This is a genomic window from Thermodesulfobacteriota bacterium, assembly GCA_025062045.1.
In the GTDB taxonomy this organism is placed as follows: domain Bacteria; phylum Desulfobacterota; class Syntrophorhabdia; order Syntrophorhabdales; family JANXAF01; genus JANXAF01.
The window spans coordinates 39667-64468 of the sequence record JANXAF010000009.1 but is presented as its reverse complement, the minus strand read 5'-3'; the positions used below and the strand labels follow the sequence as shown (position 1 = coordinate 64468).

The 24802-nt window shown below is 42.8% G+C and carries 24 protein-coding genes and 1 tRNA gene; 19 read left to right on the top strand and 6 right to left on the bottom strand.

Features of this window, described 5'->3' with window-relative positions; all coding sequences use genetic code 11:
* From NZ583_07335 to NZ583_07325, 3 genes are all read left to right on the top strand, one after another.
* On the top strand, positions 1-505 hold a 505-nt coding region (locus tag NZ583_07335; GenBank protein MCS7281422.1), incomplete at its 5' end, for a sodium ion-translocating decarboxylase subunit beta.
* A 17-nt stretch (positions 506-522) separates the two neighbouring features.
* Positions 523-3240: a cation-translocating P-type ATPase gene (locus tag NZ583_07330; protein ID MCS7281421.1), complete on the top strand. Its 2718-nt coding sequence runs from the start codon at positions 523-525 to the stop codon at positions 3238-3240.
* A 24-nt stretch (positions 3241-3264) separates the two neighbouring features.
* Entirely contained in the window at positions 3265-3897 is a 633-nt protein-coding gene (locus NZ583_07325) for a histidine phosphatase family protein (GenBank protein MCS7281420.1), read from the top strand.
* Here the strand turns inward: NZ583_07325 and NZ583_07320 are convergent.
* A complete protein-coding gene (locus tag NZ583_07320) occupies positions 3882-4952 on the bottom strand; it encodes a tRNA 4-thiouridine(8) synthase ThiI (protein MCS7281419.1) in 1071 nt (356 codons plus the stop codon). The two genes, NZ583_07325 and NZ583_07320, sit on opposite strands and share 16 nt — an antisense overlap.
* A gap of 133 nt (positions 4953-5085) precedes the next feature.
* Between NZ583_07320 and NZ583_07315 the strand changes: the two genes are divergently transcribed.
* The 16 genes from NZ583_07315 (at position 5086) to NZ583_07240 (ending at position 20727) form a co-directional block, all read left to right on the top strand.
* The gene (locus NZ583_07315) at positions 5086-6033 is read left to right on the top strand and encodes a glycosyltransferase (GenBank protein ID MCS7281418.1); all 948 of its coding nucleotides are present in this window, start codon (positions 5086-5088) and stop codon (positions 6031-6033) included.
* Entirely contained in the window at positions 6030-6950 is a 921-nt protein-coding gene (locus NZ583_07310; protein ID MCS7281417.1) for a formyltransferase, read from the top strand. Before NZ583_07315 ends, NZ583_07310 begins: the two co-directional genes overlap by 4 nt.
* A complete protein-coding gene (locus NZ583_07305) occupies positions 6947-7990 on the top strand; it encodes a bifunctional UDP-4-keto-pentose/UDP-xylose synthase (protein MCS7281416.1) in 1044 nt (347 codons plus the stop codon). Before NZ583_07310 ends, NZ583_07305 begins: the two co-directional genes overlap by 4 nt.
* Positions 7980-8612, top strand: a complete 633-nt coding sequence (locus NZ583_07300; GenBank protein ID MCS7281415.1) for a hypothetical protein — start codon at positions 7980-7982, stop codon at positions 8610-8612. Before NZ583_07305 ends, NZ583_07300 begins: the two co-directional genes overlap by 11 nt.
* Complete coding sequence (locus NZ583_07295; protein MCS7281414.1) at positions 8590-9216, top strand: HAD family phosphatase; 627 nt, start codon at positions 8590-8592, stop codon at positions 9214-9216. The genes NZ583_07300 and NZ583_07295 overlap by 23 nt, the downstream gene beginning before the upstream one ends.
* Complete coding sequence (gene lgt, locus NZ583_07290) at positions 9213-9977, top strand: prolipoprotein diacylglyceryl transferase (GenBank protein ID MCS7281413.1); 765 nt, start codon at positions 9213-9215, stop codon at positions 9975-9977. Before NZ583_07295 ends, lgt begins: the two co-directional genes overlap by 4 nt.
* Positions 9978-10103: 126 nt before the next feature.
* Complete coding sequence (locus NZ583_07285; GenBank protein MCS7281412.1) at positions 10104-11465, top strand: phosphomannomutase/phosphoglucomutase; 1362 nt, start codon at positions 10104-10106, stop codon at positions 11463-11465.
* The gene (locus tag NZ583_07280; protein MCS7281411.1) at positions 11455-13752 is read left to right on the top strand and encodes a TIGR03936 family radical SAM-associated protein; all 2298 of its coding nucleotides are present in this window, start codon (positions 11455-11457) and stop codon (positions 13750-13752) included. The genes NZ583_07285 and NZ583_07280 overlap by 11 nt, the downstream gene beginning before the upstream one ends.
* Entirely contained in the window at positions 13715-15196 is a 1482-nt protein-coding gene (locus tag NZ583_07275; GenBank protein MCS7281410.1) for an Rne/Rng family ribonuclease, read from the top strand. The genes NZ583_07280 and NZ583_07275 overlap by 38 nt, the downstream gene beginning before the upstream one ends.
* The gene (gene ispE / locus NZ583_07270; protein MCS7281409.1) at positions 15196-16044 is read left to right on the top strand and encodes a 4-(cytidine 5'-diphospho)-2-C-methyl-D-erythritol kinase; all 849 of its coding nucleotides are present in this window, start codon (positions 15196-15198) and stop codon (positions 16042-16044) included. Before NZ583_07275 ends, ispE begins: the two co-directional genes overlap by 1 nt.
* Positions 16045-16219: 175 nt before the next feature.
* Positions 16220-16291 (top strand) — tRNA-Gln (locus tag NZ583_07265).
* Positions 16292-16309: 18 nt separating this feature from the next.
* On the top strand, positions 16310-17248 hold the full coding sequence (locus NZ583_07260) for a ribose-phosphate pyrophosphokinase (GenBank protein MCS7281408.1): 939 nt from the start codon (positions 16310-16312) through the stop codon (positions 17246-17248).
* A gap of 20 nt (positions 17249-17268) precedes the next feature.
* Positions 17269-17907, top strand: a complete 639-nt coding sequence (locus tag NZ583_07255; GenBank protein MCS7281407.1) for a 50S ribosomal protein L25 — start codon at positions 17269-17271, stop codon at positions 17905-17907.
* A 7-nt stretch (positions 17908-17914) separates the two neighbouring features.
* Positions 17915-18472 (top strand): aminoacyl-tRNA hydrolase, encoded by a 558-nt coding sequence (gene pth, locus NZ583_07250; protein MCS7281406.1) that lies wholly within the window; start codon positions 17915-17917, stop codon positions 18470-18472.
* Positions 18473-18476: 4 nt separating this feature from the next.
* Positions 18477-19565 (top strand): redox-regulated ATPase YchF, encoded by a 1089-nt coding sequence (gene ychF / locus NZ583_07245; GenBank protein ID MCS7281405.1) that lies wholly within the window; start codon positions 18477-18479, stop codon positions 19563-19565.
* Positions 19566-19575: 10 nt separating this feature from the next.
* Complete coding sequence (locus NZ583_07240) at positions 19576-20727, top strand: acyl-CoA/acyl-ACP dehydrogenase (protein ID MCS7281404.1); 1152 nt, start codon at positions 19576-19578, stop codon at positions 20725-20727.
* Here NZ583_07240 and NZ583_07235 read toward each other — a convergent pair.
* Genes NZ583_07235 through htpX form a run of 5 tightly spaced genes read right to left on the bottom strand, consistent with a single transcriptional unit; the run spans position 20710 to position 24800 of the window.
* Positions 20710-21342: a DUF3786 domain-containing protein gene (locus NZ583_07235; protein MCS7281403.1), complete on the bottom strand. Its 633-nt coding sequence runs from the start codon at positions 21340-21342 to the stop codon at positions 20710-20712. The two genes, NZ583_07240 and NZ583_07235, sit on opposite strands and share 18 nt — an antisense overlap.
* Positions 21329-21991: a ribulose-phosphate 3-epimerase gene (rpe, locus tag NZ583_07230; GenBank protein ID MCS7281402.1), complete on the bottom strand. Its 663-nt coding sequence runs from the start codon at positions 21989-21991 to the stop codon at positions 21329-21331. The genes NZ583_07235 and rpe overlap by 14 nt, the downstream gene beginning before the upstream one ends.
* A 1-nt stretch (position 21992) precedes the next feature.
* On the bottom strand, positions 21993-22682 hold the full coding sequence (locus NZ583_07225) for a PASTA domain-containing protein (GenBank protein ID MCS7281401.1): 690 nt from the start codon (positions 22680-22682) through the stop codon (positions 21993-21995).
* Positions 22683-22684: 2 nt separating this feature from the next.
* Positions 22685-23911, bottom strand: a complete 1227-nt coding sequence (locus NZ583_07220; GenBank protein MCS7281400.1) for a methyltransferase domain-containing protein — start codon at positions 23909-23911, stop codon at positions 22685-22687.
* Between the two features lie 28 nt (positions 23912-23939).
* The gene (htpX, locus tag NZ583_07215) at positions 23940-24800 is read right to left on the bottom strand and encodes a zinc metalloprotease HtpX (protein MCS7281399.1); all 861 of its coding nucleotides are present in this window, start codon (positions 24798-24800) and stop codon (positions 23940-23942) included.
* Between the last annotated feature and the right edge of the window lie 2 nt (positions 24801-24802).

The following is a 24802-nucleotide window of genomic DNA, read 5'->3' as shown; positions in this document are numbered from 1 at the left end:
AAAGATAGTATTCCCAATAGTTGCAACTATAGTCATATGCCTCCTTACCCCTCCTGCTGCCCCCCTTATGGGCATGTTCATGATAGGTAACCTTTTCAGGGAATGTAGAGTAGTCGAAAGGCTCCTTAAAGCATCCCAGAATGAGTTACTAAACATAGTCACCATATTCCTTGGCATATCCATAGGCTCCACTATGAAGGCGGAGGTTTTTCTAAACCCAAAACCCCTTTTTATATTCTTTTTAGGTCTTGTAGCATTCGCATTCTCAACAGCAGGTGGTGTACTCCTTGCAAAACTCATGAACCTCTTCCTTAAAGAGAAGATAAACCCATTAATCGGTTCTGCAGGGGTTTCTGCTGTTCCCATGGCAGCCCGTGTTTCGCAGAAGGTTGGACAGGAGGCTGATCCGAAAAACTTCCTCCTTATGCACGCCATGGGTCCCAATGTGGCAGGTGTCATAGGAACAGCTGTTGCAGCAGGAGCATTTTTGACGTTGCTTAAGTGATAAAAAGGAGGTCAGATATGGCAGAAGCATGGCATGCGATGGAAGTATCTGATGTCATAAAGAAACTAAAAACTGACCCCCTCCAAGGTTTATCAGAGAGTGAAGCCAAAACCAGGCTTGAGCAGTATGGATACAATGAGCTAAAAAGGGAAGAAAAAATCTCCCCTTTTGACATCTTTGTGCGTCAGTTTAAAAACATTCTCATAATCATCCTTCTTGTGGCTATAGGACTTTCGGCGCTTGTCGGAGAATTCGTAGACGCGGGAATAATTGCGGTTATCGTCTTTTTCTGTGCGCTTCTTGGTTTTTTCCAGGAGTACAGGGCCGAAAAGGCTCTTGAGGCACTAAAAAAGATGCTTTCTCCGACTATTACGGTTCTGAGGGAAGGAACTGAAAAAGAAGTCCCCTCACGCGAAGTCGTACCAGGAGATATTCTTCTGCTTGAGGCAGGCGATAAAGTTCCGGCGGACGGAAGAGTAATTGAAAGTTACTCTTTGAGATGTGATGAAGCTCCGCTTACCGGAGAATCTTTCCCGGTAGGTAAAGAGACCCACGCATTACCAGAAGAGCTAGCGGTGGGCGATAGAAAAAACATGGTCTTTGCAGGAACTACCGTCACCTACGGCAGAGGTAAAGTCATCGTAACATCAACAGGTATGAAGACTGAGTTTGGAAAAATAGCGGCGGAACTTACTGGAATAAGATCGGAAAAGACCCCACTTGAGAGGAGGACCGAGGAGATTGGAAAATGGTTCGGGATAATAGCACTTTCAATATGTTTCATTGTGGGTGGTGTGAGCGTAATTAGGGAGTTGGTGACAAGTGGAAAAATAGATGTTCCCTCTATAATCACGATATTGATGTTCGTTATATCTCTAGCTGTTGCGGCTGTTCCTGAGTCACTTCCGGCAATCGTTACGGGAGCGCTGGCCATAGGAATGCGTCAGATGGCAAAAAGGAATGCCCTTGTACGAAAGATGCCAGCTGTAGAGACCCTTGGCTGTACAACTGTTATATGCTCGGATAAGACTGGTACCCTAACAAAGGGCGAGATGACGGTAAGAAAGATCTACTCTTCTGGAAAAACTATTGAAGTTACAGGGAGCGGGTATGCTCCTTACGGAGATTTGAAAGTAAAGGATGAAACGGATCCCCCGAACGACAAATCCTTGGAGCTTCTTCTTCATGCCATAACATTGTGTAATGATGCTGACCTTTACGAAGCTGAAGGCAAATGGGCAATAAAAGGTGACCCAACTGAAGCTGCCTTACTTGTTGTGGCAGCAAAAGGGGGAGTGAACTTTAAGGAGAATAGGGCGAAAAGACCAAGGGTCGGAGAGATTCCGTTTAGTTCTGAAAGAAAAAGAATGACAACGATTCATCTTCTGGATGGGAGAAACCGGGCCGCCTACATGAAAGGTGCTCCTGAGGTTGTACTTGAGAGATGTACGTCCGTATTAATAGATGGCGAACTTTCAAAACTTGATGATGCTCAAAGGAAAAAAATTTTGTCTGTCAATGAGGATATGGCAAAAGAGGCACTAAGGGTGCTCGGTGTGGCTTATAGGGACCTTGGCGAAGATACGAATACCGACGAGGAAACCGTAGAGAAGGACATGGTATTTCTTGGTCTTGTTGGGATGATCGACCCCCCGAGGGAAGAAGCCATTGAAGCCACAAAGATATGCCAGCAAGTTGGAATAAAACCGATAATGATAACCGGTGATCACAAGCTCACTGCACTAGCAATTGCCAAAGAGATTGGAATCTATAAGGAGGGAGACATAGTCCTTACGGGTGAAGAACTGGAAAAGATCTCTGAAGAAGAACTTGAAAAGATAGTGGACAAGGTTACCGTTTACGCGAGAGTCTCTCCTGTAGACAAATTGAAGATCGTAAAAGCTTGGAAGAAAAGAGGAGAGATAGTTGCCATGACAGGAGATGGTGTAAATGACGCACCGGCCCTAAAGCACGCAGATATCGGGATAGCCATGGGGATCACTGGGACAGAGGTAGCTAAAGAAGCTTCCGATATGGTTCTTACTGACGATAATTTCGCTTCCATAGTAAAAGCAATTGAACTCGGCCGGTGGATTTACGACAACATCAAAAAGTACCTTACCTATCTTTTAAGGTGCAACATAACGGAAGTGGCAGTAATAGCGGGAACCGTGCTAATTATGGGACCCGAATACCTACCACTACTTCCTGCGGCTATCCTTTATATAAATTTGGCTACAGACGGACTGCCTGCTTTAGCACTCGGAGTTGCTCCACCCGAACCGGATGTGATGAAAAGACCTCCCAGGGATCCAAAGGAAAGTGTCTTTTCGTGGGATGTGAAGGCATTTATTCTCCTTGCGCTCCTTATTGAGATTCCATTCTTCTACTTTCTTTACTTTCATGAACTAGGCGATATTGCGCACGCAAGGACCGAGATATTCTTTCTCTTCATCGTCATAGAAATAATAATTGCCCTCAATTTCAGATCCATGAGATTTAGTATCTTTAAAGCACCTCCCCACAAGTGGCTCATTTTGGCCATAGTGTGGGAGATAATCCTTATTACGACCCTTGTGCATATCCCGTCTGTGCGTGATGCCTTTGGTATACTAATGCCAACTATGGACGATATGAAGCTCATTTTGAGTTTTGGATTTCTAGTATTTCTGTCGATGGAAGTTGTTAAAATCATCATAAGGAGGAAGATGCGGTATTACGCAAGAACGACTTAGAAGTCAAAAGATGGAGAGTCTAGGTTGAAAATCTTCCTCGTAAGACACGGCGAAACGGAGTGGAATAAAGAAGAAGTCTTTAGGGGAAAGGTAGATGTTCCCCTCAACGACAAAGGCCTAGACCAGGCAAAAAAGACAGGGTCTTATCTCGTAAAATTTAGCCCGGAGAAAGTTTACTCAAGTCCACTACAAAGGGCGAGACAGACAGCATCGATCATTGCGGAGATAAACTCGATCCCTCTTTATTTGCTAGATGAATTGACGGATATGAGCTTTGGAATTTGGGAAGGCTTATCCCTCAATGAGGTAAAAACAGCCTATCCTTTGGAGTTCGAAATATGGAAAAGATGTCCGGAGAAATGGAGAATGGATGGCGCTGAAAACTTAAAAAAGGTAAGAAGAAGAGTGTCGAAGGCGGTCGAAAAAATATTAAAGGAAAACGGTCATGGAAAAAATGTTGTGCTTGTGACCCACAGAGTCATATGCAAGGTCATCTCTTTGATATTCCTTGGGCTCCCAAACAGCGGTTTCTGGCGCATAAAATTTGATCCAGCATCAGTAAGCATTTTTGAATACGATGGTTCTAGTTTTGTAACTACGCTTCTTAACAACACTTCCCACCTAGACCATTTAGGTGTCAATTACAGTGATTTTTGATAAGGAAGTGGAGCTATGAGGAGCTTTTCAATGGTGTCGTAATCAATCGTTTCTATCGTGTATTCTGCCACTGGTGTCTTTGAGATTTCTTCCCCTGATTTAGGTCTGTAGATGGTTACTTTTACTGGACCCCTATTTTTTCCGTCCGAATATCTTGCACAGATTGAAGCTGCAAGCCTCCATTCAGCTTCCCCAGAAGTACCAGCAATAAGAAGAGTGGGACCTGGGTAGTCAGAAGCTTTAAGGATAAAGTCTCCTTCGTTTGCGATTCTCTCCAAGATTTCGTTTTCCTTCCTATTTCTTCCCACTATCACTTTACAGGATTGACTCAGTCGGAAATGCCTTCCGATTCCCAAAAGCTTGATATCTCTTGGCGAAGGATTGGGATTCATCTTTAGGAGTTCTTTAAAACGTAGTGAATAGATGGGATCTGTAAGTAGACAACCGCCTGCGGGCTGTGGATAGTCTATAAGACCAAATTTCTTTGCTAAAGCGATTTGCGGTTTCCTTGAGCGACCCTCAAAACCAAAAAGGAGCTCCCTTTTTACAAGGCCTTCCTTTTCGGGGATAGTCGGCTCAAGATTCAGTGCGGAAAGGGGTCTAAGAACATAGCCCTCTAAACCCGCTTCTCTGTCGATAAGCTTTAAAACATTCCTTTTCTGACTTAGAGGTCTCTGGTTTAAGACCTCCCCGGTAACAAAAAAAGAGGCCCCACTTTCACGGGCATATTCTTTTGCTTTTTTGAGCATGAGTATCCTACAGTCTATACACGGGTTCATGTTTTTTCCGTAGCCGTGCTTTGGATTTTTAACCATATTTATGAATTCTTCTTCGAGGGTGATAAAGTTAACCGAAAAACCGAACCTTTTTGCGGTCTCTAGAATGTGCTCGCGATTTTTTCCACAACCAAAATCGTGTACAAATGACAAAGCCTCAACTTCTATTTTTTGCTCGAGAAGGATCAGGATCGCAAGCGTACTATCGAGGCCACCGGAGTACAGTGCTAAGGCTTTCGGACGCGCACTTGTTGTCATAGCGAAATTAAAGTATAACATGAATGTAAAAAATAAAAATCGCTGGGACTGAAAATAACCTATATTGCCACAAAACCGACCCATACATTGATTCTTTTGAAGTCGTTATTCAAATATGTTGAAAAAAAAGCCGATTTGTTATTGACTATACGACATGGAAGGAACTTCAAGCGTGAACGAGAAACCGTACATTTCTGTCATTGTTCCTGTCTTCAACGAGGAAGAAAACCTTCCTGAGCTTCAGGAAAGATTGATGAGAAGTCTTTCTCAAGTGGGAAAACCTTTCGAGATATTATATGTGAACGACGGAAGTACGGATAGGACCCAAGAAATACTCGAGAGTTTCCACAAAAGATATCCCAACGTGAAAGTGATCGAGTTTTTGACAAACTGTGGTCAGCATTTAGCAATAATGAAGGGTTTTGAAGCGGCTAAAGGAGATATCGTTATCACTATCGATGCCGACCTTCAGAATCCTCCGGAGGAGATAAAAAAACTTGTACAAAAGATGGAGGAAGGTTATGAGATAGTTGCGACGTACAGAAAAGACAGAAAAGATTCAATCTTTCGTAAAATCCCATCGTATTTTGCAAGCGTCATCACTTCTTATCTTACAGGGGTAAAACTTAGGGATTACGGTTGCATGCTTAGGGCTTATAGAAGGAACATTGTCGAATACGTAAACATGTCCTCTCAAGCATCGACATTTGTGCCAGTTTTGGCGAACACTTTTGCAAAAAAAATTGCGGAGATAGAGGTTGAGCACCACGAAAGAAAAAGGGGAAAGACTAAATACAGTTTGTTTAAGCTTCTTAGGCTAAATTTCGACATCATGACAAACTTCTCCATGTTTCCAATCCAGTTTATAGGAGTAATGGGGGTGGCAATTGCTGCCATTGGCCTCTTATTTGCCATCTTTCTCTTCATAAGAAGGCTCATCGTAGGTCCGGAAGTTGAGGGGATATTCACCCTTTTTGCCATTCTCTTTTTCTTCATCGGTGTCCAGATTCTAGCTCTCGGAGTCATAGGGGAATACATAGGCAGGATCTACATGGAAGTTAGAAAAAGACCGAGATACATAGTAAAAAAGGAACTCTTATGAAAGCCGTAGTATTTGCGTACCACGAGATCGGATATGTATGCATGGAGGAGCTTCTAAACGCAGGTGTTGAGATCCCACTGCTTTTTACGCATGAAGACGATCCTTCCGAGAACATATGGTTTAGACCACCACGCATCCTTGCAGAGAAGTATAAGATTCCGTATGTTGTCCCCACTTCCTTAAAAGACGAAAAGTGGCTTAGCATTGTGAGAAAGGAGAATCCGGACTACATATTCTCCTTTTACTACAGGTACATAATTCCAAAAGAGTACCTTTCCATACCGAAAGTGGCACCCCTTAACCTTCATGGTTCACTGCTTCCAAAGTATAGAGGGAGGCAACCTGCCAATTGGGTCCTCATAAATGGAGAAACGGAAACAGGGGTAACCCTACATATTATGGAAGAGAAACCTGACACAGGTCCAATCGTTGCTCAAAAGAGGGTGATTATAGAATTTGAAGACGACATTTCCACACTTAATCAAAAATTAGTCGAAGCCGCAAGATCGTTGATGAGGGAAGTTTTACCCGATCTAAAATTAAAAAAAATAGTTTCGGTCCCCCAAAGTGGTCCGTCATCCTATTTTTCCAAGCGAAAACCTGAAGATGGGTTGATTTTGTGGGAAAAAGACGCAATAAGCCTATATAATCTTGTAAGAGCAGTAACCCATCCGTACCCTGGAGCATTTACTTTTTTTGGAGGAAGAAAGCTTTACATCTGGAAAGCCTATCCAAAGGATGAAGAACACTCGTTTAAACCAGGAACTGTAGTTTCCGAAACCCCTTTTTTTGTGGCAACCGGAAGGGGTTTCTTAAGGCTAGACAGGGTCCAGCTGGAAAAGGAAGAGGAGATGGAAGGTTCTGATTTCGCGAGAATTTACAATATGAAAGGTAAAGTCCTTGGAGGTATAACTTGAAACTTCTCATCCTAGGTGTGAACGGATTTATAGGGAGTAATTTAACGGAGCGAATCCTAAAAGATAGGGATTGGCATGTGTATGGAATGGATATAAGGGATGACAAAATCCGCGATCTATTAGGACACGAGAGATTCCATTTTGTAGAAGGTGATGTAACTATAAACAAGGAATGGATAGAGTACCACGTAAAAAAGTGCGATGTCATAATCCCCCTTGTGGCAATAGCAACGCCAGCCCTCTACATCAAGGACCCACTACGGGTTTTTGAGATCGACTTTGAAGCCAATCTTTACATCGTGAGACTCTGTGTCAAATACGGAAAGAGACTCGTTTTTCCGTCAAGTTCCGAGGTATACGGTATGTGTTCCGACAAAGAATTTGACGAGGATAGAAGCCTTCTCGTTTTAGGTCCAATAAGGAATCAGAGATGGATCTATAGTGCCTCAAAACAGCTTTTGGACAGGGTGATATGGGCGTATGGCTATCAGAAGGGCTTGAAATTTACGCTATTTAGACCTTTTAACTGGATTGGCCCCAAACTCGATGAGCTCACACTGGAGCCCGAAAAGGAAGGTAGTTCGAGGGTTGTCACGCAGTTCATAAGTAATCTACTTTTAGGTGAATCGATAAAACTCGTTGACGGGGGTTGGCAGAGAAGATGTTTCACCTACGTAGATGACGGTCTCGATTGCCTTTTGAAGATCATCGAAAATGAGGACAATAGATGCGATGGGGAAATATTCAACATCGGAAATCCAAATAACGACATAACAATCCGGGAGCTCGCATATAAACTGAGAGAAATTTTTATAAATCATCCTAACAACAAAAAACCGGATAAAGTACCAGAGATAGTGGAGGTAAGCTCAAAGGATTTTTACGGAGAAGGTTACCAGGACATGAGTTTCCGCGTGCCATCCATAGAGAAGGCAAAAAGGATACTCGGCTGGGAACCAAAGGTATCTTTGGACGAAGCCTTAAAAAAAACGCTCGACTATTACCTCGATCTTGTGGGAGCCTCTAAAAATGGCTCATAGTATGTTTTTCATGGTCGGTATTATCCACAGGGACAGAGAAGCTAAGGACCGTTTAGAGAAGATTCTAAAAGAGATAAAGCCTGACATAATAACTCTCGAGTTTACAAATTTCGGGCTCAACTTCAGAAAGAGAAACTTTCAAAGGATAAAAAGAAAGCTGGCAAAGATTTACCGATGGGGCCATGCTGATGCTATTATAGAATTCTTCTCAATCCCATACGAATATGAGGTCGCTAAAAATTACTCTAAGAGAACAGGCGTACCGGTATACTTTGCTGACATGGACTTTTTCTCCTTTTTTCACTTAAGATCAGCACTTGAATTACTGACCGAAAAAAACGCCGAAGGTGTAAGGACTTTCAGTTATCAAGAAAGGAAATATACTGAAAAAAAAATTGCAGATGCTTACTTTTCAAAAAACCTTAAACTTTTTAGCTATTCGAATGAGATGAAAGTGAGAGACGAGTACGCTTCCAGGTTAATAGAAAGGATAATGAGGGAAAATGAGGGAAAGAGGATCGTTCACATATGCGGCTGGAGACACCTCATAGACGAATACGGTTACTTTTCGAGGCTCAACCCAAAAAAGATCTACGTTTATGATAAGGCTTTTTGTTTTTGATCTCGGCGGGGTGATCCTTCCTTTCGAACACACTCAGATTGCGGATAAGCTTTATGAAAAATCTTTGCTCCGTAATACTCTAACCCCGAAGGAAATATTCAATTTCCTTTTCGCTCACGAAGATGGGCTTGTGAATTCTTATGAAGAGGGAAAGATGTCGTCTTGGGATTTTTTCCTCCTCATAAAGGAAAGGTTTAAGCTAGAGCTGAGTTTCGAAGAGTTCAAAGAAGTTTGGAATCCAATATTTCAGGAAAACGAAGAGGTAAAGGAGATAATACACGCCTTAAAATTAAAAGGCTTTCCACTCTTTCTTCTAAGCAATACAAATGAACTCCACTTTTCCTACATAAAGGCAAAGTATCCAGTTGTTCACCTCATGGACAGATGGATACTCTCGTATGAAATAGGAGCCAAAAAGCCCAAAAGGGCCATATATGAGGCCATATTTGAGAATGTGAGTTTTTCCCCTCATGAAATTCTTTACGTCGACGACATCCCTCGATACGTTAAAGCGGCTTCCGAGCTAGGGATGAAGGCTGTCGTATTTAGCGATGCAGGATCTTTAAAGGACTTCATAAGACAGAACGGGGTACATATCGATTGATAAAATACCCTGAGATAGATCCTGAAATCTTTAGGATCGGTCCTATAGCTCTTAGATGGTACGGTCTTATGTATTTGATCGGTTTTTTAACCTCCTATTTACTCACGCTCTATCAAATAAAGAGGAGATATAGCTGGTTAAAAAGGGAAATCGTCGATGATCTCTATTTTTATCTGATTTTGGGGTTGGTTGTAGGTGCCAGACTTGGATATGTGCTCATATACAACATGGATTACTACCTTGAAAATCCGATTGAGATCTTTATGCTCTGGCACGGGGGGATGTCATTCCACGGGGGTCTAATAGGATGCATAGTTTTTGGATACGTTTTCGCAAAAAAAACGAAGATCCCATTTTTTTCGGTGGCAGATATTATAGTGGTCTCATCGCCCATTGGGATCGGCTTGGGCCGGATCGGAAATTTTATAAATGGGGAACTTTACGGAAGGGTAACGGATCTTCCCTGGGCGATGGTCTTTCCTTATGGCGGTCATCTTCCCAGACATCCCTCCCAGCTTTACGAGGCTTTCCTTGAAGGGCTTGTCCTTTTTCTAATACTATGGTTTTACCGTGAAAGAAAAAGGTACGAAGGGGAACTTTTTACTCTTTTTCTCGTTCTATACGGAATATTCCGGATATTCTGCGAATTTTTTAGGGAACCGGACGGTTTCGTTTTTGGTGTAATAACGAAGGGACAGGCCCTAAGTATCATCATGATAATCTCTGGTCTTGTGCTCATGTCAATCCTTAGACGGAAGTGAAAAAAGAAAATGTGCTATAATTTCGAGGTACCCAAATACCGCCTGTTGGGGCTTGGGTACGGCAAGAAAGGCGGATAACAAGTACCCCAACTTCAGCCAAAACGAAGGCTGAAAGAAGGATTTCCTATGAATAAGGCAATTTTGCGAGAGTACGATATAAGAGGTCACGTTGAGAAAGACCTAACTGATGAAACAGTCCTTTACATAGGCAGGGCTTTTGCGACTTTGATGCAAGAGGAAAAAAGAAAAAAGGCTTCTATCGGCAGGGATTGCAGGCTAACATCAAAACACTATAGAGACCTTCTGGTACGGGGTATGGTGGAAGGTGGTCTAGAAGTTGTCGATCTCGGGGTGGTCCCAACACCCGTTTTTTACTTTTCCCTCTTTAACTTGGATGTAGAAGGTGGGATTATGGTTACAGGAAGCCATAACCCTCCCGAATACAATGGCTTTAAGATCGCTTTAGGGAAATCGACCATATTTGGGGAAAAGATAAAATACATTGGCCAGATAATAGATGAAAAGAGGTTCGTAAAGGGAGAGGGAACTTTGACAACATACGAAAAAATCATTGATGATTATCAAGATTTCATGAGGAAAAACATAAAGTTATCGAAAAGATTTAAAGTTGTAGTTGATGCTGGAAATGGAACTGGTGGATACGTCGCGTGCCCCATTATGAAGGAGTTTGGTCAGGAAGTAATCGAACTCTTTTGCGAAATGGACGGCAGATTCCCAAACCATTTCCCAGATCCCACGATAGAAAGCTACATGGAGACTTTGAAAAAGACAGTGGTGGAAAAGGGTGCAGATTGTGGGATAGGGTTCGATGGAGACGCGGACAGGATCGGTGTTGTTGATGAGAGAGGAAATATCATCTGGGGAGACTATTTGATGATTATTTTTGCGAGGGATATCTTAAAAGAAAAAAAAGGAGCTTATTTTGTGTCTGAAGTAAAGTGCTCAAGTAACCTATTTGCAGATATAGAAAGACACGGAGGCAAAGCTATTATGTGGAAGGCCGGCCATTCCTTAATAAAGCAGAAGATGCAGGAGAGTGGCGCAGTCCTTGCCGGTGAGATGAGTGGACACCTTTTTTTTGCTGACAGGTATTTCGGCTACGACGATGCAATATACGCGTCCCTGAGACTTTTGGAAGTGCTTGAGAAAGAGGGAAGACCCTTGTCTGAACTTTTGTCAGATCTTCCAAAAATGTATGCTACTCCTGAAATAAGGATCGACTGTCCTGACGAAATCAAGTTTTCCGTAATTGAGCGTCTCAAGGAGCTCTACAGGGAGAAGTTTGAAACGATAGACATCGATGGTGTAAGAGTCGTTTTTAAAGATGGTTGGGGCCTTGCAAGGCCATCTAACACACAACCAGTAATAGTCTTAAGATTTGAGGCACAAAGCAAAGAATCGCTCGAAAGAATAGAGGAGATGGTCAGGGAAGACTTAATGAAGATAATGAAAGAGTATGGCTACTGAGAATCATATTCCTTTTTCTATCTCAAAGCCCGCAAGGTACCTAGGCATCGAAAAGAATGCAGTTTTTAAGGATCCCAGAAAGGTAAAACTCAGGGTGGCTCTTTGCTATCCCGACATATATGAGATCGGAATGTCTTACTACGGATATTTTCTCCTCTACGAATTTATGAATAAGTTCGAAGATGTGTGGTGTGAGAGATGTTTTGCCCCCTGGGCTGATATGGGCGAGTATATTGGGGCATCCACAAGAAAACTTGTAACCCTTGAGTCGAAAACTCCCCTTTTCGAGATGGACGTTGTTGGTTTTTCCCTGACTTATGAGCTTAACTTCACAAACGTTCTATACATGATGGAGCTCGGAGGCATTGAGAAATTTGCCGAAAAAAGAGAGAAAGGGCCGATTGTCCTAGGTGGCGGGCCTGTCATGATGAACCCATGTCCCTATGAACCTTTCTTTGACCTAATCGTAATCGGAGAAGGTGAGGCGATCCTCACAGAACTTTTAGAGAGACTTAAGGAGTTAAAAGGGCAAAATAGGTATGAGACTTTAAAAGAACTATCAAGGATGGAAGGTGTCTACTCGCCATTATTTCCAAAAACTAGAGTAAAAAGAGTGTACGTTAAGAATCTAAATGATTCTTTTCATCCTGTGCGGCCGCCTATCCCCACCGTTGGTAGTATCCATGACAGGCTAAATATAGAGATTTCGAGAGGGTGCGGAAATGGCTGCCGTTTTTGTCTTGCGGGCTACGTCTACAGGCCTTATAGGGAGAGGAGTTTGGAGTCTCTTAAAGGTATAATAGATCAAGCTTTAAAAGCGACTGGATACGAGGAAGTTTCTTTTCTGTCATTAAGTTCCGGAGACCATCCGGAGCTTTTTGAGCTCATAAGGTACATAAAGGAGTGTCATCCCGGAGTTTCCGTCTCTTTGCCTTCCATAAGGATCGGTACACTCTCACAAAAAGAGATCGAACTTATAGGAAGCATATCGAGAACAGGTTTTACTTTTGCTTTAGAGACTCCCTCCGAGAGGTTAAGAAGCATAATAAATAAGGACATCGATGTGGAGGCCTTGCATAGACAGATTTCTCTTTTGAAAAGATGCGGATGGAGACATCTTAAGGTGTATATGATGATTGGCTTGCCCTATGAAACCGAAGAAGACCTGGCAGAGCTTAAGATTTTTCTTGAGCCTATAATCAGAGAAGGGATTGACGTCCACGTAGCTCTCTCGCCCTTTATCCCGAAACCTCACACTCCTTTTCAATATTTTGGCATGGATGATGAGAAAACCCTAAAAGAAAAAGTAACTTTTATAAAAGGTATCCTTAGGACGAAAAATGTAAAACTCAAATATAGAGACATCAGGCAGGCTATGGCCGAGGCCATCATCTCTAGGGGCGATCGAAGGATCGCAGACCTCTTTGTTTATCTTAGAGAGAAAAACGTCAAGTTTGAAGCGTGGCGAGAGTTTTTCGATTTTCAAAAATACGTCGAATGGTTCGCCATGGAAAGTCTCGATATGAAATCGTATCTAGGTGGGAGAAAAGAGACTGACCCTCTCCCGTGGGACTTCATCGACTCGGGAGTCGAAAGGAAGTTTCTTTTGGAAGAAAAAGAAAGAGCCAAATTAGGGACAATGACCGTTGCCTGCCAAAACAGCTGTTCTTCCTGTGGTATATCCTGCATTAAAAGAATAAAAGTCAAACCAAAAGAATCCAAAGAGTGTCTGCAATCCATCCCAGCTTTGGAGAGCCTAGGCACAACAAAAATTACGCTGCGGTTCGGAAAACTGGGAAGGTCAAGATACATAGGGCATCTCGATACCGTAAGATGTCTAATTAGAGCCATGAGAGTTTCGGGGTTAGTTTTTAAGTACCACGGTAAATATCATCCTTTGCCAAAGATATCCGTGTCAGAGGCAATCCCATTAGGAATTGAGAGTACCTGTGAGTATTTAACAGCAGAAGTCATGAACCTAGATTACGATCTTAAACGTGTTCTCTCGGATATCAATCTTGCATTACCAAAAGGTATGAAGGTTTTTGAGATATTCCGAGGTGACTTTCCGTCTCAATTGCCGGTGACAGTTCTCGTTGTCGGAAAGAGGGATTTGAATGGGAAAAACCTCACTCCGTTAAAGGAAAGAAATGGGAAAATCTTTTTCTTATTTGAGGGGAGAAATTTAAAGGAACTCTTAAGAAGCGAAGGATTGGAAAGGGTAATAAAGATTAGAGAGGAGAAGGTACGTGCTTTCCGAACTGATCATAAATGTCACGTTCAGTGAGACAAGGATTGCCCTCCTTGAAAATGGGACACTCGTGGAGTTCTTTATAGAAAGGAAGAATGAGAAAGGGATCATAGGTAACATTTACAAGGGGAAAGTAACTAAGGTTCTTCCTGGAATGGATGCGGCTTTTGTTGATATAGGACTCGAAAGACCTTCATTCCTTTACGTGAAAGATGTAGTTATTGACCCTGGGACATACGAAGAATTTGAGGATACCAGTTACGTCGCAGACCAAAAAGATAGAATAGAGGGGGTCCTTGAGGAAGGACAGGAGCTAATGGTTCAAGTATCTCGCGGACCTTTTGGGAACAAGGGAACCAGGGTGACATCGAAGATAACTTTGCCAGGAAGACTTTTGGTTCTTATGCCAGCATCCACTCATATCGGTGTCTCAAGGAGGATACAGAACGAGAGTGAAAAAAAAAGACTTTATCAGCTTCTGAAAGAAATATGTCCCAGGGGCTTTGGTCTCATTGCTAGAACTGCCTCTGAAGGAAAAAGCAAGGAAGATCTGGAGGAAGATCTAAATTTCCTTATGCGGATATGGAAGGGTGTAGTCGAAAAAGCGGAAAAAGTTCATGCACCTAAGCTTCTTTATGAGGATATGGGGCTTGTCTTCAGGGTAATAAGGGACCTATATGGCCATAATCTCCGTAAGATTGTGATTGATGACCTTTCCCTTTACACCGCGGTTAAAGATTTTCTTAAGTCTTACCTTCCAGATCTCGAATGCGAGGTGATTCCTTACGACGGGGATGAACCGGTTTTCGAGGCAATGGGAATTGAGATGGAGATTGGTAAGATCAAGCAAAAAAGAGTGTATCTCAAGTCAGGTGGCTATATTGTCTTTGATTATACCGAGGCATTAACAGTGATTGACGTTAACACGGGCAAATACTTGGGGAAAAAGGATCTCGAAGACACAATCCTTAGAACTAACTTGGAAGCTGCCAAGGAAATCGCCTATCAGATAAGGCTCCGAAACATAGGGGGAATAATCGTCATAGACTTCATAGACATGGAAAGGAAGGAATCGAGAGAACTCGTTTTCAACACTCTCTGCGAAGCTCTAAAAAAGGACAGGATTAAAACGACCGTGTATCCAATAAGTGAGATTGGTCTGGTTCAACTTACACGAAAAAGAACGGGCAACGATGTTATAGGAATGCTACTTGACCCGTGCCCCCATTGCGAGGGCGCTGGGTTCGTAAACTCGGCACATTCCGTTTGCTATTCCCTTCTGAGGGAGCTCAAATACTTCTGCAAAAGAAGAGATGCTAAATCTCTAAACGTTTATCTCTCTTTTGAGCTTGCAAACCTCGTATATGAGGAAGAAAAAGAGGCCATAGAGTTTCTCGAGTCCAAGTATGGCAAAAAGATAAACGTCTATACGAGGCCTGATTTAGCTTTTGATGATTATAGGATAGAGATAGTCGTTTGATGGATAGCAAAAGGTGCTTTCTCTCTCCTGCCAAGATAAATCTAGTCCTTAGGGTGCTAAGAAAACGAGAGGATGGCTATCATGAAATAATGAGTCTTGTGGACATAGTTTCTTTATATGATGTAATTCGCATAAAAGAGACGGATGATGAAAATGTGGTCGTAAAAAGAATAAGTGGCCATATGCCCGAAACAACTACAAACACTATATACAAAGCGATCGATTTGGTAAGAAAGTTTACGGGGATAAAAAGGGGTATATTTGTAGAGGTCGAAAAGAGGATTCCACTTGGGAGCGGGCTTGGGGGGGCAAGTAGTAACGCCGCAACGGTAATCAAGGCCCTTTCATCCCTGTGGGATCTTAAGCTTTCAGAGAAGGATCTTTTAAGGATTGGAACTTTAATTGGTGCAGATGTCCCCCTTTTTATTTATGGAAAACCTTGTATAGTGAAAGGCATAGGAGATAGGATCGAACCTGCGAGTCTTCCTAAAATATGGTACGTGATAGTCTATCCAAAGGTAGAACTTTCAACTAAGGAAGTCTATGGAAGGCTTAAAATCGTGTTGACAAAAGGGGAAAATGATATTAAATTGAGAAGCGATATTAAGTCATTAGACGAAGTGGCAAGCATCCTGAGAAACGATTTAGAAGAGGTAGCATCGATACTATGTCCTACGATAAAGGTCATAAAAGACATGCTAAAACTTCAGGGAGCCAAAGGTGTCTCTATGACAGGTTCAGGATCCTCCGTTTTTGGATGTTTTGAGGACAGAGAGAGTGCGGAGAGGGCTGCGAAAAATCTTTTATCCTTTGGGAATGTCTTTGTTGCAAGAAGCACAAACGATTGATTTTAAAAAAAGCTCTTCACAGAAGTCTATTTCGGAAAGGCGGGATCATGGGCGAAGACAAATATAGTGCTCTTTTTGTGATTTTTATTCGGAAAAGGGTGCATAATACTATCACGGAAGCGGTATTCCCGCTTAACTACAGACAGAGACTTTCCAAAAGAAAAAGATAGACATTTGGGGCGTCGTCAAGCGGTAAGACACGGGCCTTTGGAGCCCGCATTCGGAGGTTCGAATCCTCCCGCCCCAGCTTTTTACGGGGGAATAAATGGTTGACAAATTGAAAATATTTTCGGGGAATGCAAACCGTGATCTTGCGATAAGGATCTGTGCCTATTTGGGCGTAGAAATGGGTAGGGCGAAAGTCACGACTTTCAGTGATGGGGAAGTAAATGTCGTTATAGAGGAAAGTGTTCGAGGCATGGATACGTTTGTTGTCCAGCCGACATGCCCCCCGGTCAATCACAATCTGATGGAGCTTCTGCTTATGGTTGATGCGCTAAAGAGGGCCTCGGCTCAGAGAATAACTGTCGTGATTCCCTACTACGGATACGCAAGACAGGACAGAAAGGTTGTTCCCAGAACCGCAATCAGCGCAAGACTAGTTGCCAATCTAATTACTGTAGCAGGAGCTTCAAGAATTCTGACTATGGATCTTCATGCGGGGCAGATCCAGGGATTCTTTGACATCCCTGTGGACCATCTTTACGCTTTGCCAGTTCAACTTGAGTATTTAAAAAGTCTGAAGGGAAATGCTGTGGTTGTGGCACCCGATTCCGGAGGGGTAGAAAGGGCAAGGGAGCTTGCAAAAAGGTTGGATGCCTCGATAGCTATAATAGATAAAAGGAGGGAGAGAGAAAACGTATCGAAAGTCATGCATCTCGTTGGCGATGTGAAAGGGAAAACGGCAATCCTCATAGATGACATAATAGATACAGGAGGAACCATAGTTCAGGCGGCAGAAGCAATCATGAATAACGGAGCTTTAAGTGTCCTTGCCTCATGTACTCATCCTGTCCTTTCTGGGTCAGCTGTGAAAAGGATAAAAGAGTCGCCCCTTAAGGAGCTTATAGTGACTAATACGATCCCACTTTCTGAAGAGGCGAAAGCGGTGGATAAAATAAAAGTTTTGGATGTGGCACCATTACTTGGGGAGGCCATAAAACGGATCCACAATGACGAATCAGTAAGTTCCCTTTTTGTATAGGCGAAAGTTTGGAGGTTACTATGGATGGAATTTATATCAATGCGGAAAGAAGGTCGATTACCGGAAAATCTGCAGCGAGGAGACTTCGGGCAAATAATAAGATCCCTGCTATAGTTTACGGGAAAGATATAGAGCCCATTCCTATTTCTGTTGATTTAAGGGAATGGAACAGATTTCACAGGAATCTCAAAAGAACAACCATAGCCACACTTAGGCTCAAAAGTGGCGACGGTTATGAAGAAAGACCGGTTATGGTGAAAGAGATTCAGCGGGATTATTTGGGAGATAAGGTTCTCCACATAGATTTTTTGCAGATCTCTATGGAGAGGCCAGTGGAAGTCGAAGTTGGTATCCATCTGGTTGGTGATTCGATAGGTGCTAAAAAAGGTGGGGTCATTGAACAACACCTTCATACTGTCTTAATCGAGTGTTTGCCAGGCCAGATCCCAGAAAGGATAGATGTCGACATATCCAATCTCGATATCGGAGATTCTATACATTTAAACGAGATACAAATACCCGGTGTGCGAATACTTGGAAACTTAGAAGTTGCACTTGTCACAATAGTTCCTCCAACCGTAGAAGAAGCTATTCCTGCTGCAGAAGCAGAAGAACCTGAAAAGATAGAAAGGGAGAGAAAAGAGAAAGAAGAGGATTGATTTTTTTGTGCTTTTGGTATGCGGGCTGGGAAATAGTGATTTAACCCTAAGAAATACCAGGCATAATACCGGATACTTCGTGATCGAAAAACTTTCAGAAAAATTCAAAGTGTCTCTCGATAGAGTCCTTGAATCTTGCCTCATCGGGATTTCCGATGAAGTAATACTTGCCAAACCTCAAAGCTTTATGAACCTTTCAGGGGGACCGATTGTGCGTCTCCTTAGGAAGTTAGGTTTAACGAATGAAAGTCTAGTTTTGGTTCATGACGATATGGACCTAAAGTTCGGTGAACTTAAAATAAAATGGGATGGAGGGGATGGAGGACACAGGGGGGTCAGGTCAGTTATAGAACATATCGGCACAAAAGAATTTCTAAGAGTAAAAGTGGGCATCGGGAGGCCTAAAAATGAGCCTCCAGAAGAGTACGTGCTTTCCCCCTTCACGGAGGAGGAAAGGAAGATCCTCCCGGAGATACTAGAAAGGGCAGCCATGGCAGTTGAAACTGTAATAAGGGAGGGAAGGGCAAAGGCCATGAGCATATTTAACAGAAAATGGAGTATATGAGAAAATGGGAGTTACGTGCGGTATAATCGGATTGCCAAATTCTGGAAAGACAACAATATTTAACGCGATTACGGGTCTTTCTGCTCCTAACGAGCCGTATCCTTTCTGCACCATTGAGCCAAATGTTGGTATAGTGTCTGTACCCGATGAGAGATTAGATAAGCTTGCCTCCATTTTAAAACCTGAACGAGTAACAGCCACAACGATGGAATTCTTTGACGTGGCAGGTCTGATAAAGGATGCCCATAAGGGGGAAGGCCTGGGAAATAAATTTCTGTCTCATATAAGAAGCGTCGATGCTTTGGCCCATGTGGTAAGGTGCTTCCACAGGAAAGATGTGACGCATATGTATGGAAGCGTAGACCCCATAAGAGACATCGAGATAGTAGAAACGGAACTAGTGATTTCGGACCTGGAAGTTATAGAGGATAGAATAAGAAAACTGGAGCGGATTTCAAAGATCTCTGGTGAGAAACAGAAAAAAGAAATGACCCTTCTATTGAGAGTAAAGTCCTTGCTTGAGCGTAATACCTTCATAGACATGTCCAACTTTGACGAAGAGGAATTGTCGATTCTCAAACCCTTAAATCTTTTGAGTTCCAAACCATTCTTTTACGTTGCGAACATAGATGAGGATTCTCTAAACTTTACTCCTTTTGACGAACTGGAAGCTTACGCAAAAAAAAGGGGAACAACCGTGGTTTACATATGTGGAAGGCTTGAAGAAGAACTAGCCTCATTACCCAAAGACGAAAAGAAAGTGTACATGGAGATGTACGGACTTAAAGAAGTAGGAGCCCTAAAAATAATAAGGACCGCTTATAGTGTACTGGGACTCATCACTTTTTATACGATTGTGGGAAAGGAAGTGAGGGCATGGGCTGTAAGACAAGGAACACGTTGCTCTGAGGCGGCAAGAAAGATCCATTCAGACATGGAAAGAGGATTTATAAAGGCTGAGGTTCTATCGTACGAAGATTTTTTAAAAACCGGATCAGAAAAGGAGGCTAAAGAAAAAGGTTATGTCCATATAGAGGGAAGAGACTACGTAGTAAAAGATGGTGACATTTTGCACATAAAATTTCACGCTTGATTCCGGAGGGATGCTCATGGATCTTACTGATCTGCAAAAAGACATAAAAAAAGCAGCAAGAGAATTTGCTGAGGGGGAGTTCAAAGAAAAAGCAAAGTATTTTGATGAAACAGAAGAGTTTGATTTTTCACTTCATAAGAAAGCGTGTGAACATGGATTCGTTGGAACTTTCATTAAAGAAGAATACGGTGGCCACGGACTTGGCTTTCTTGAACATTCTCTGATAACGGAGGAGTTTTGGAGGGTGGACCCGGGCTGTGGTCAGGCGATTTTGTCTTGTACGTTCGGGGCGGAGATGATACAGCAGTATGGGACAGAAGAACAAAAGCGAACGTATCTTCCTCCGCTCGTCAGAGGGGATGCGATTATGGGATTCGGTATAACAGAGCCGGACGCTGGTAGCGACGTGGTGTCGATAAAAACGAGGGCAGAAAAACGGGGTGACAGGTACATAATAAATGGGACTAAAATGTTCATAACGAATGGGTGCGTTGCCAATTACATCCTTATTTTCTGCATTACCCAGGCGGAAGAAAAGGACCCTCACAGAAGGTTCAGTGTAATACTTGTGGAGACAGAAAGAAAGGGATTTGAGGCCCAAAAGATCAAAGGTAAGTTGGGGATCAGGGCTTCAAATACAGCCGAAATAAAGCTTACGGATGTGGAGGTGCCAGTGACGAATCTTATCGGTAAGGAGGGCTATGGATTCTACCAGCTTATGGACTTCTTCAATAGAACAAGACTACACGTTGCGGCTCAAGGTGTTGGGGTTGCGCAGGGAGCTTTGGAAATGGCCATAAATCATGTAAAGAGAAGAAAAGCATTTGGCAAGACTTTGGCTGAACTTCAGGGTGTTCAGTTTAAGCTCGCCGAGATGGCGACAAAAATAGAGGCTGCAAGATGTCTTTATTGGAGAGCGGCGTATCTTCTTGACCACGGAAAGATCGACCCCATGCTAATATCGATGGCAAAGTGGTACGGTGGGGAAGTGGGTGTGTATGTCACAAATGAGGCCCTCCAGTTGCACGGCGGTTACGGTTACATCGCAGATTACGACATCCAGCGCTTCTATAGAGACGCAAAGATAGTTGAGATATACGAGGGTTCAAAAGAGGTGGAAAAGGCGATAATAGCGAGAGAACTCCTAAAAAGAGTCTTCTGATACAAGCCTTTTCCCCTCTTTTAAGAGCTTCCTTAAAGTGTACTTCGCCAAATAGTTGATTTCTTCGGGTGAAAAAATGCCAAAGAGTGTCTCTGGGACGTAGACTTCCAAGTTTGCCGGTTTTTCCTCATTTGCCTCGGATAGCCTCATAAGGAGTTTTACACCCGGTAGTACTGAAAAAGTGACAAAATGCCAAGGATCTTTTGAGATTTGGCCACCGAGAGACAGGGCACATTTTATAAAAAGATCTAGATCGTTACCGAATGCCTTTTCAACGCTTCTTTTCACTCCCTCGTTAAAAAAGGTCAGTTTTCTCAAGTTTGATAATTCGCATAGGCTAACCAAGGCTCCTAAATTTTTAAGATATTTAAGGAGGATTATCTTTGAAGGCATTTCCATAGTTCGTGTTCCTTCTTTTTTGAATAGTAAAGACGGTATTTCTACTGCTACTTTCTCACTGAGAAAAGGTATTTCTACAAGTAAGGTTTTGTCTTTTTCGTATTTGAGGTTCGTCTTTGGAAGGAGCTTTTCTAGTTCTTCTTTTTGAATCTCCCTTCTTAGAGTCTCAAGCTCCTTTTTTTGAGCTAATTTTTTTTGCCTTTTACTTTGCCACAATCTCTCTTATCTCCTCTATCTTCTTTTTATAGTCTTTGCTTTTAAAGATCTCTGTACCCATAACGAGTATGTCTGCTCCCAATTCAACAAGGAGTTTCGCGTTGGAAGCCTTGACCCCCCCGTCCACTTCGAGGAGGACTTCTTCCTTTTTTTCTCTTATCATGGATTTAGCCCTTCTTATCTTCTCGTACATGGAGGGTATAAATGTCTGGCCGCCAAAACCCGGATTTACTGTCATGATAAGAAGAAGGTCTATATAAGGAATGACCTCTTCAACCAAAGAGAGACTAGTTCCAGGATTTAATGTGACACCCGCCTTTTTGCCAGCCTTTTTGATAAAATCGATCGTCCGCAGAATGTGCTCCTCTGCCTCTATATGGACCGTTACTATGTCAGCACCGGCCTCAATGAAATCCCGAACCATCGATGCGGGGTTCTTCACCATAAGATGACAGTCCAAAGGTTTTTTCGTCACTTTCCTTATGGCTTCCACGATCATTGGTCCGATGGTGAGATTTGGAACAAAATGGCCATCCATAACATCCACATGGATGATATCGCACCCTGCCTCGTCCACTTGTCGGATTTCCTTTTCTAGATTCAAAAAATCGCAGGAAAGCAAAGATGCTGCAATAAGTACCCCTTGCATCTCAGCCTCCACATTTGACATTAAATGTTAAAACCTCACCTGGCCTCAATATGGAGCCTGCTTTTTTTTCGCTAGTGATTGTACATCTTGCGTCTAATGAATCTCCGTTAATTGAGACCACTTTAAAAGCTATTTTTTTGGAATCAAGTTCGTCCAGGAGTTCATCCAACGTGGAGCTTTTAAGATCAGGTACAACGAAAAAATCGTCAGGCCTTTTGCCCACAATCAAGACAACCCCACCTTTTTCCTTAATTTTTTCTCCGTACGCCGGTATCTGAGCTACCACTTTACCGTCTTTATGGCTAGGCACAAAAATCACCCTTAAAAGACTCAGTTTGTTATCTTTGAGTACATTTTCGGCAGCATCTAAAAAGAGGCCTCTCAAATCCGGTACTGATATGAGCTCAGGTCCCAGTGAGATGGTGACATAAACCTTCCTTCCGAGCTTAACCGGAACGTTCGGTTCTGGTCTTTGGCGCACAATTACCCCTCTTTCCACATCGTCCCTTTTTTCGTACTTGGAGACCTCAAGTATAAGACCCAAATCTTCAAGGATTTTTTCTGCCTCAGAAACATAAAGGCCTCGAACCTCGGGGCACAGAACTTCCCTCTTCGATTTTAAAAGGATACCCGTTGTTAGATACACGGAAATAGCGAAAATAGAAAAGAAGGCAATAAGATACAGGAACACCTTTAAGCGCATATCTTTTTGAACTTTGCAATGAAAAAACCATCCATCCCGCTTTTATGGGGTATAGATATGAAGTATGGTTCTTCCGTAAAAGGAAGAGCCCTCACAAGTTTAGCATTTAATTTTTTCTGAAACTTTTCTATAACCCAAAAAGTCTCTTCAGGTTCGAAAGAGCAAACACTGTATACGAGACTCCCTCCCGGTTTTAGTGTTTCCCAGAGGGCCTCAAGGAGGGAAAGCTGAATTTCCGCTAATCTTTGAATGTCTTCTTCTTCTACACGCCACTTTATTTCCGGATGCTTGTGAATGATTCCAAGAGAAGAACAAGGAGCGTCAAGAAGAATGGAGTCAAAGAGATTCTGTTTAAATGGTAAGGCAAGAATATCTCCCACTACGCGGAGTGCGCGATCTGAAACTTTTTTCACTTTGTTTCTAGACTTATCGATACATACCACTTTACACCGGCTTCCCCATAAGTCTAAAATTTGTCTCGTCTTTGTGCCGTAACCACAACACGCATCGAGTACAAGCTCCCCACCGGCCAAATTCATTGCTTCCACTGAAAGCTGGGAAGCCTCGTCCTGAACATAGATGAACCCTTCCTTGAAAAGGTCATCCTGAAGAAGGGGCATAAGCTTTTTTGTGTATAGAGCGTAGTTAAGATATTTACCTTTCTCAACGGAAATGCCTTTTCTGTTCAAAAGATCAATGGCCTCTTTCTGAGATATGAGCTTTGTGTTTATCCTGAGACCGAACCTAAGAGGTCTATTGAGACAAAAAAGGAGTGTTGCCGTCTCTTCCTTAAACCTCTTCTCCCACCTTGCAACCAGCCATCCGGGAAATGAATACTTTATCGAGAGATTAGGGGGATTCAAACTGTCCTTCGTACGCATGTGGTTTCTCAGAACCGCATTTACGAAGTTTCCAATCTCATCCCCCCATTTCGACTTTGCAAAGGAAACCGTCTCATTTATGACGTGATAGAATGGTTTCCTCATGAACTCGAGCTGATAAAGGGCTATCTTTAAGAGGATTTCTAACTGTTTCTTTGTCCTTTTTTTGACGTACAGTGAAATTAACCACTCAAGATAAAGTCTCCACCTTACAACACCCGCAGCTATGTCGTATATTAAGGATTTTTTCGACTGGTCAGTAATACTTCGGGAAAAATAACTATCTAGCTCTTGATCCAGAAAAGATCCCTTTTCAACCCTTTGTATGATCCGGATTAGCTCGTCCCTTGGAAGAGACTGACCATTACCTGAGATAGGCCATGGCCTCCAGTCTTCTTATCCTTTCTTCAATGGGTGGATGCGTGCTAAAAAGAGCGAGAATTGCCTCACCCCGTAACGGGTTAACAATGAACATGGGGGCTGTCGATGGATTTGCATCGACCATTGGGACCCTTGCTACTCCCAAAGCGAGCTTTCTCAAAGCAGAGGCGAGATAAAGCGGATTACCACAGAGCCTGGCTCCTCCTTCGTCTGCTAAGTATTCCCTCGATCTTGAGATTGCAAGCTGAATCAGCATGGCCGCGAAAGCTGCAATCACTGAAAAGATTATGAGTGCTAAAACGTTCCCAGCGCCTCCACCTTCTTCTTCCTCAGACGGTCGGCCTCCGAAAAACACCGTGAATCTCGCGAAATTAGCAAGCATGGTAATAGCACCGGCCAATGTTGCCGCTATGGTCTGAACAAGAATATCCCTGTGCTTTATATGTGAGATCTCATGGGCGAGGACTCCTTCGAGTTCGTCCCTATTTAGGAGTCTCAGTATGCCAGTTGTAACAGCCACAACCCCATTTGCTGGGTTCCTTCCTGTCGCGAAGGCATTGGGACTATCGTTTTCTATTATGTATACTCTGGGGACAGGAATATTTGCCTTCTGCGCCAAATTATAAACGATTCTATAAAGCTCAGGAGCTTCTCTTTCGGATACCTCTTTAGCCCCATACATGGCAAGAACGATCCTATCCGAGAACCAGTAGCTTATGAGGTTCATTGCCAAAGCTATGGCGAAGGCTATGTATGCTCCCTCTTTTCCCCCTATGAGACTCCCAACAAAGACGAATAGAATCGTCAGTGCGGTCATGAGAATGAATGTTTTTAAGTGGTTCATCT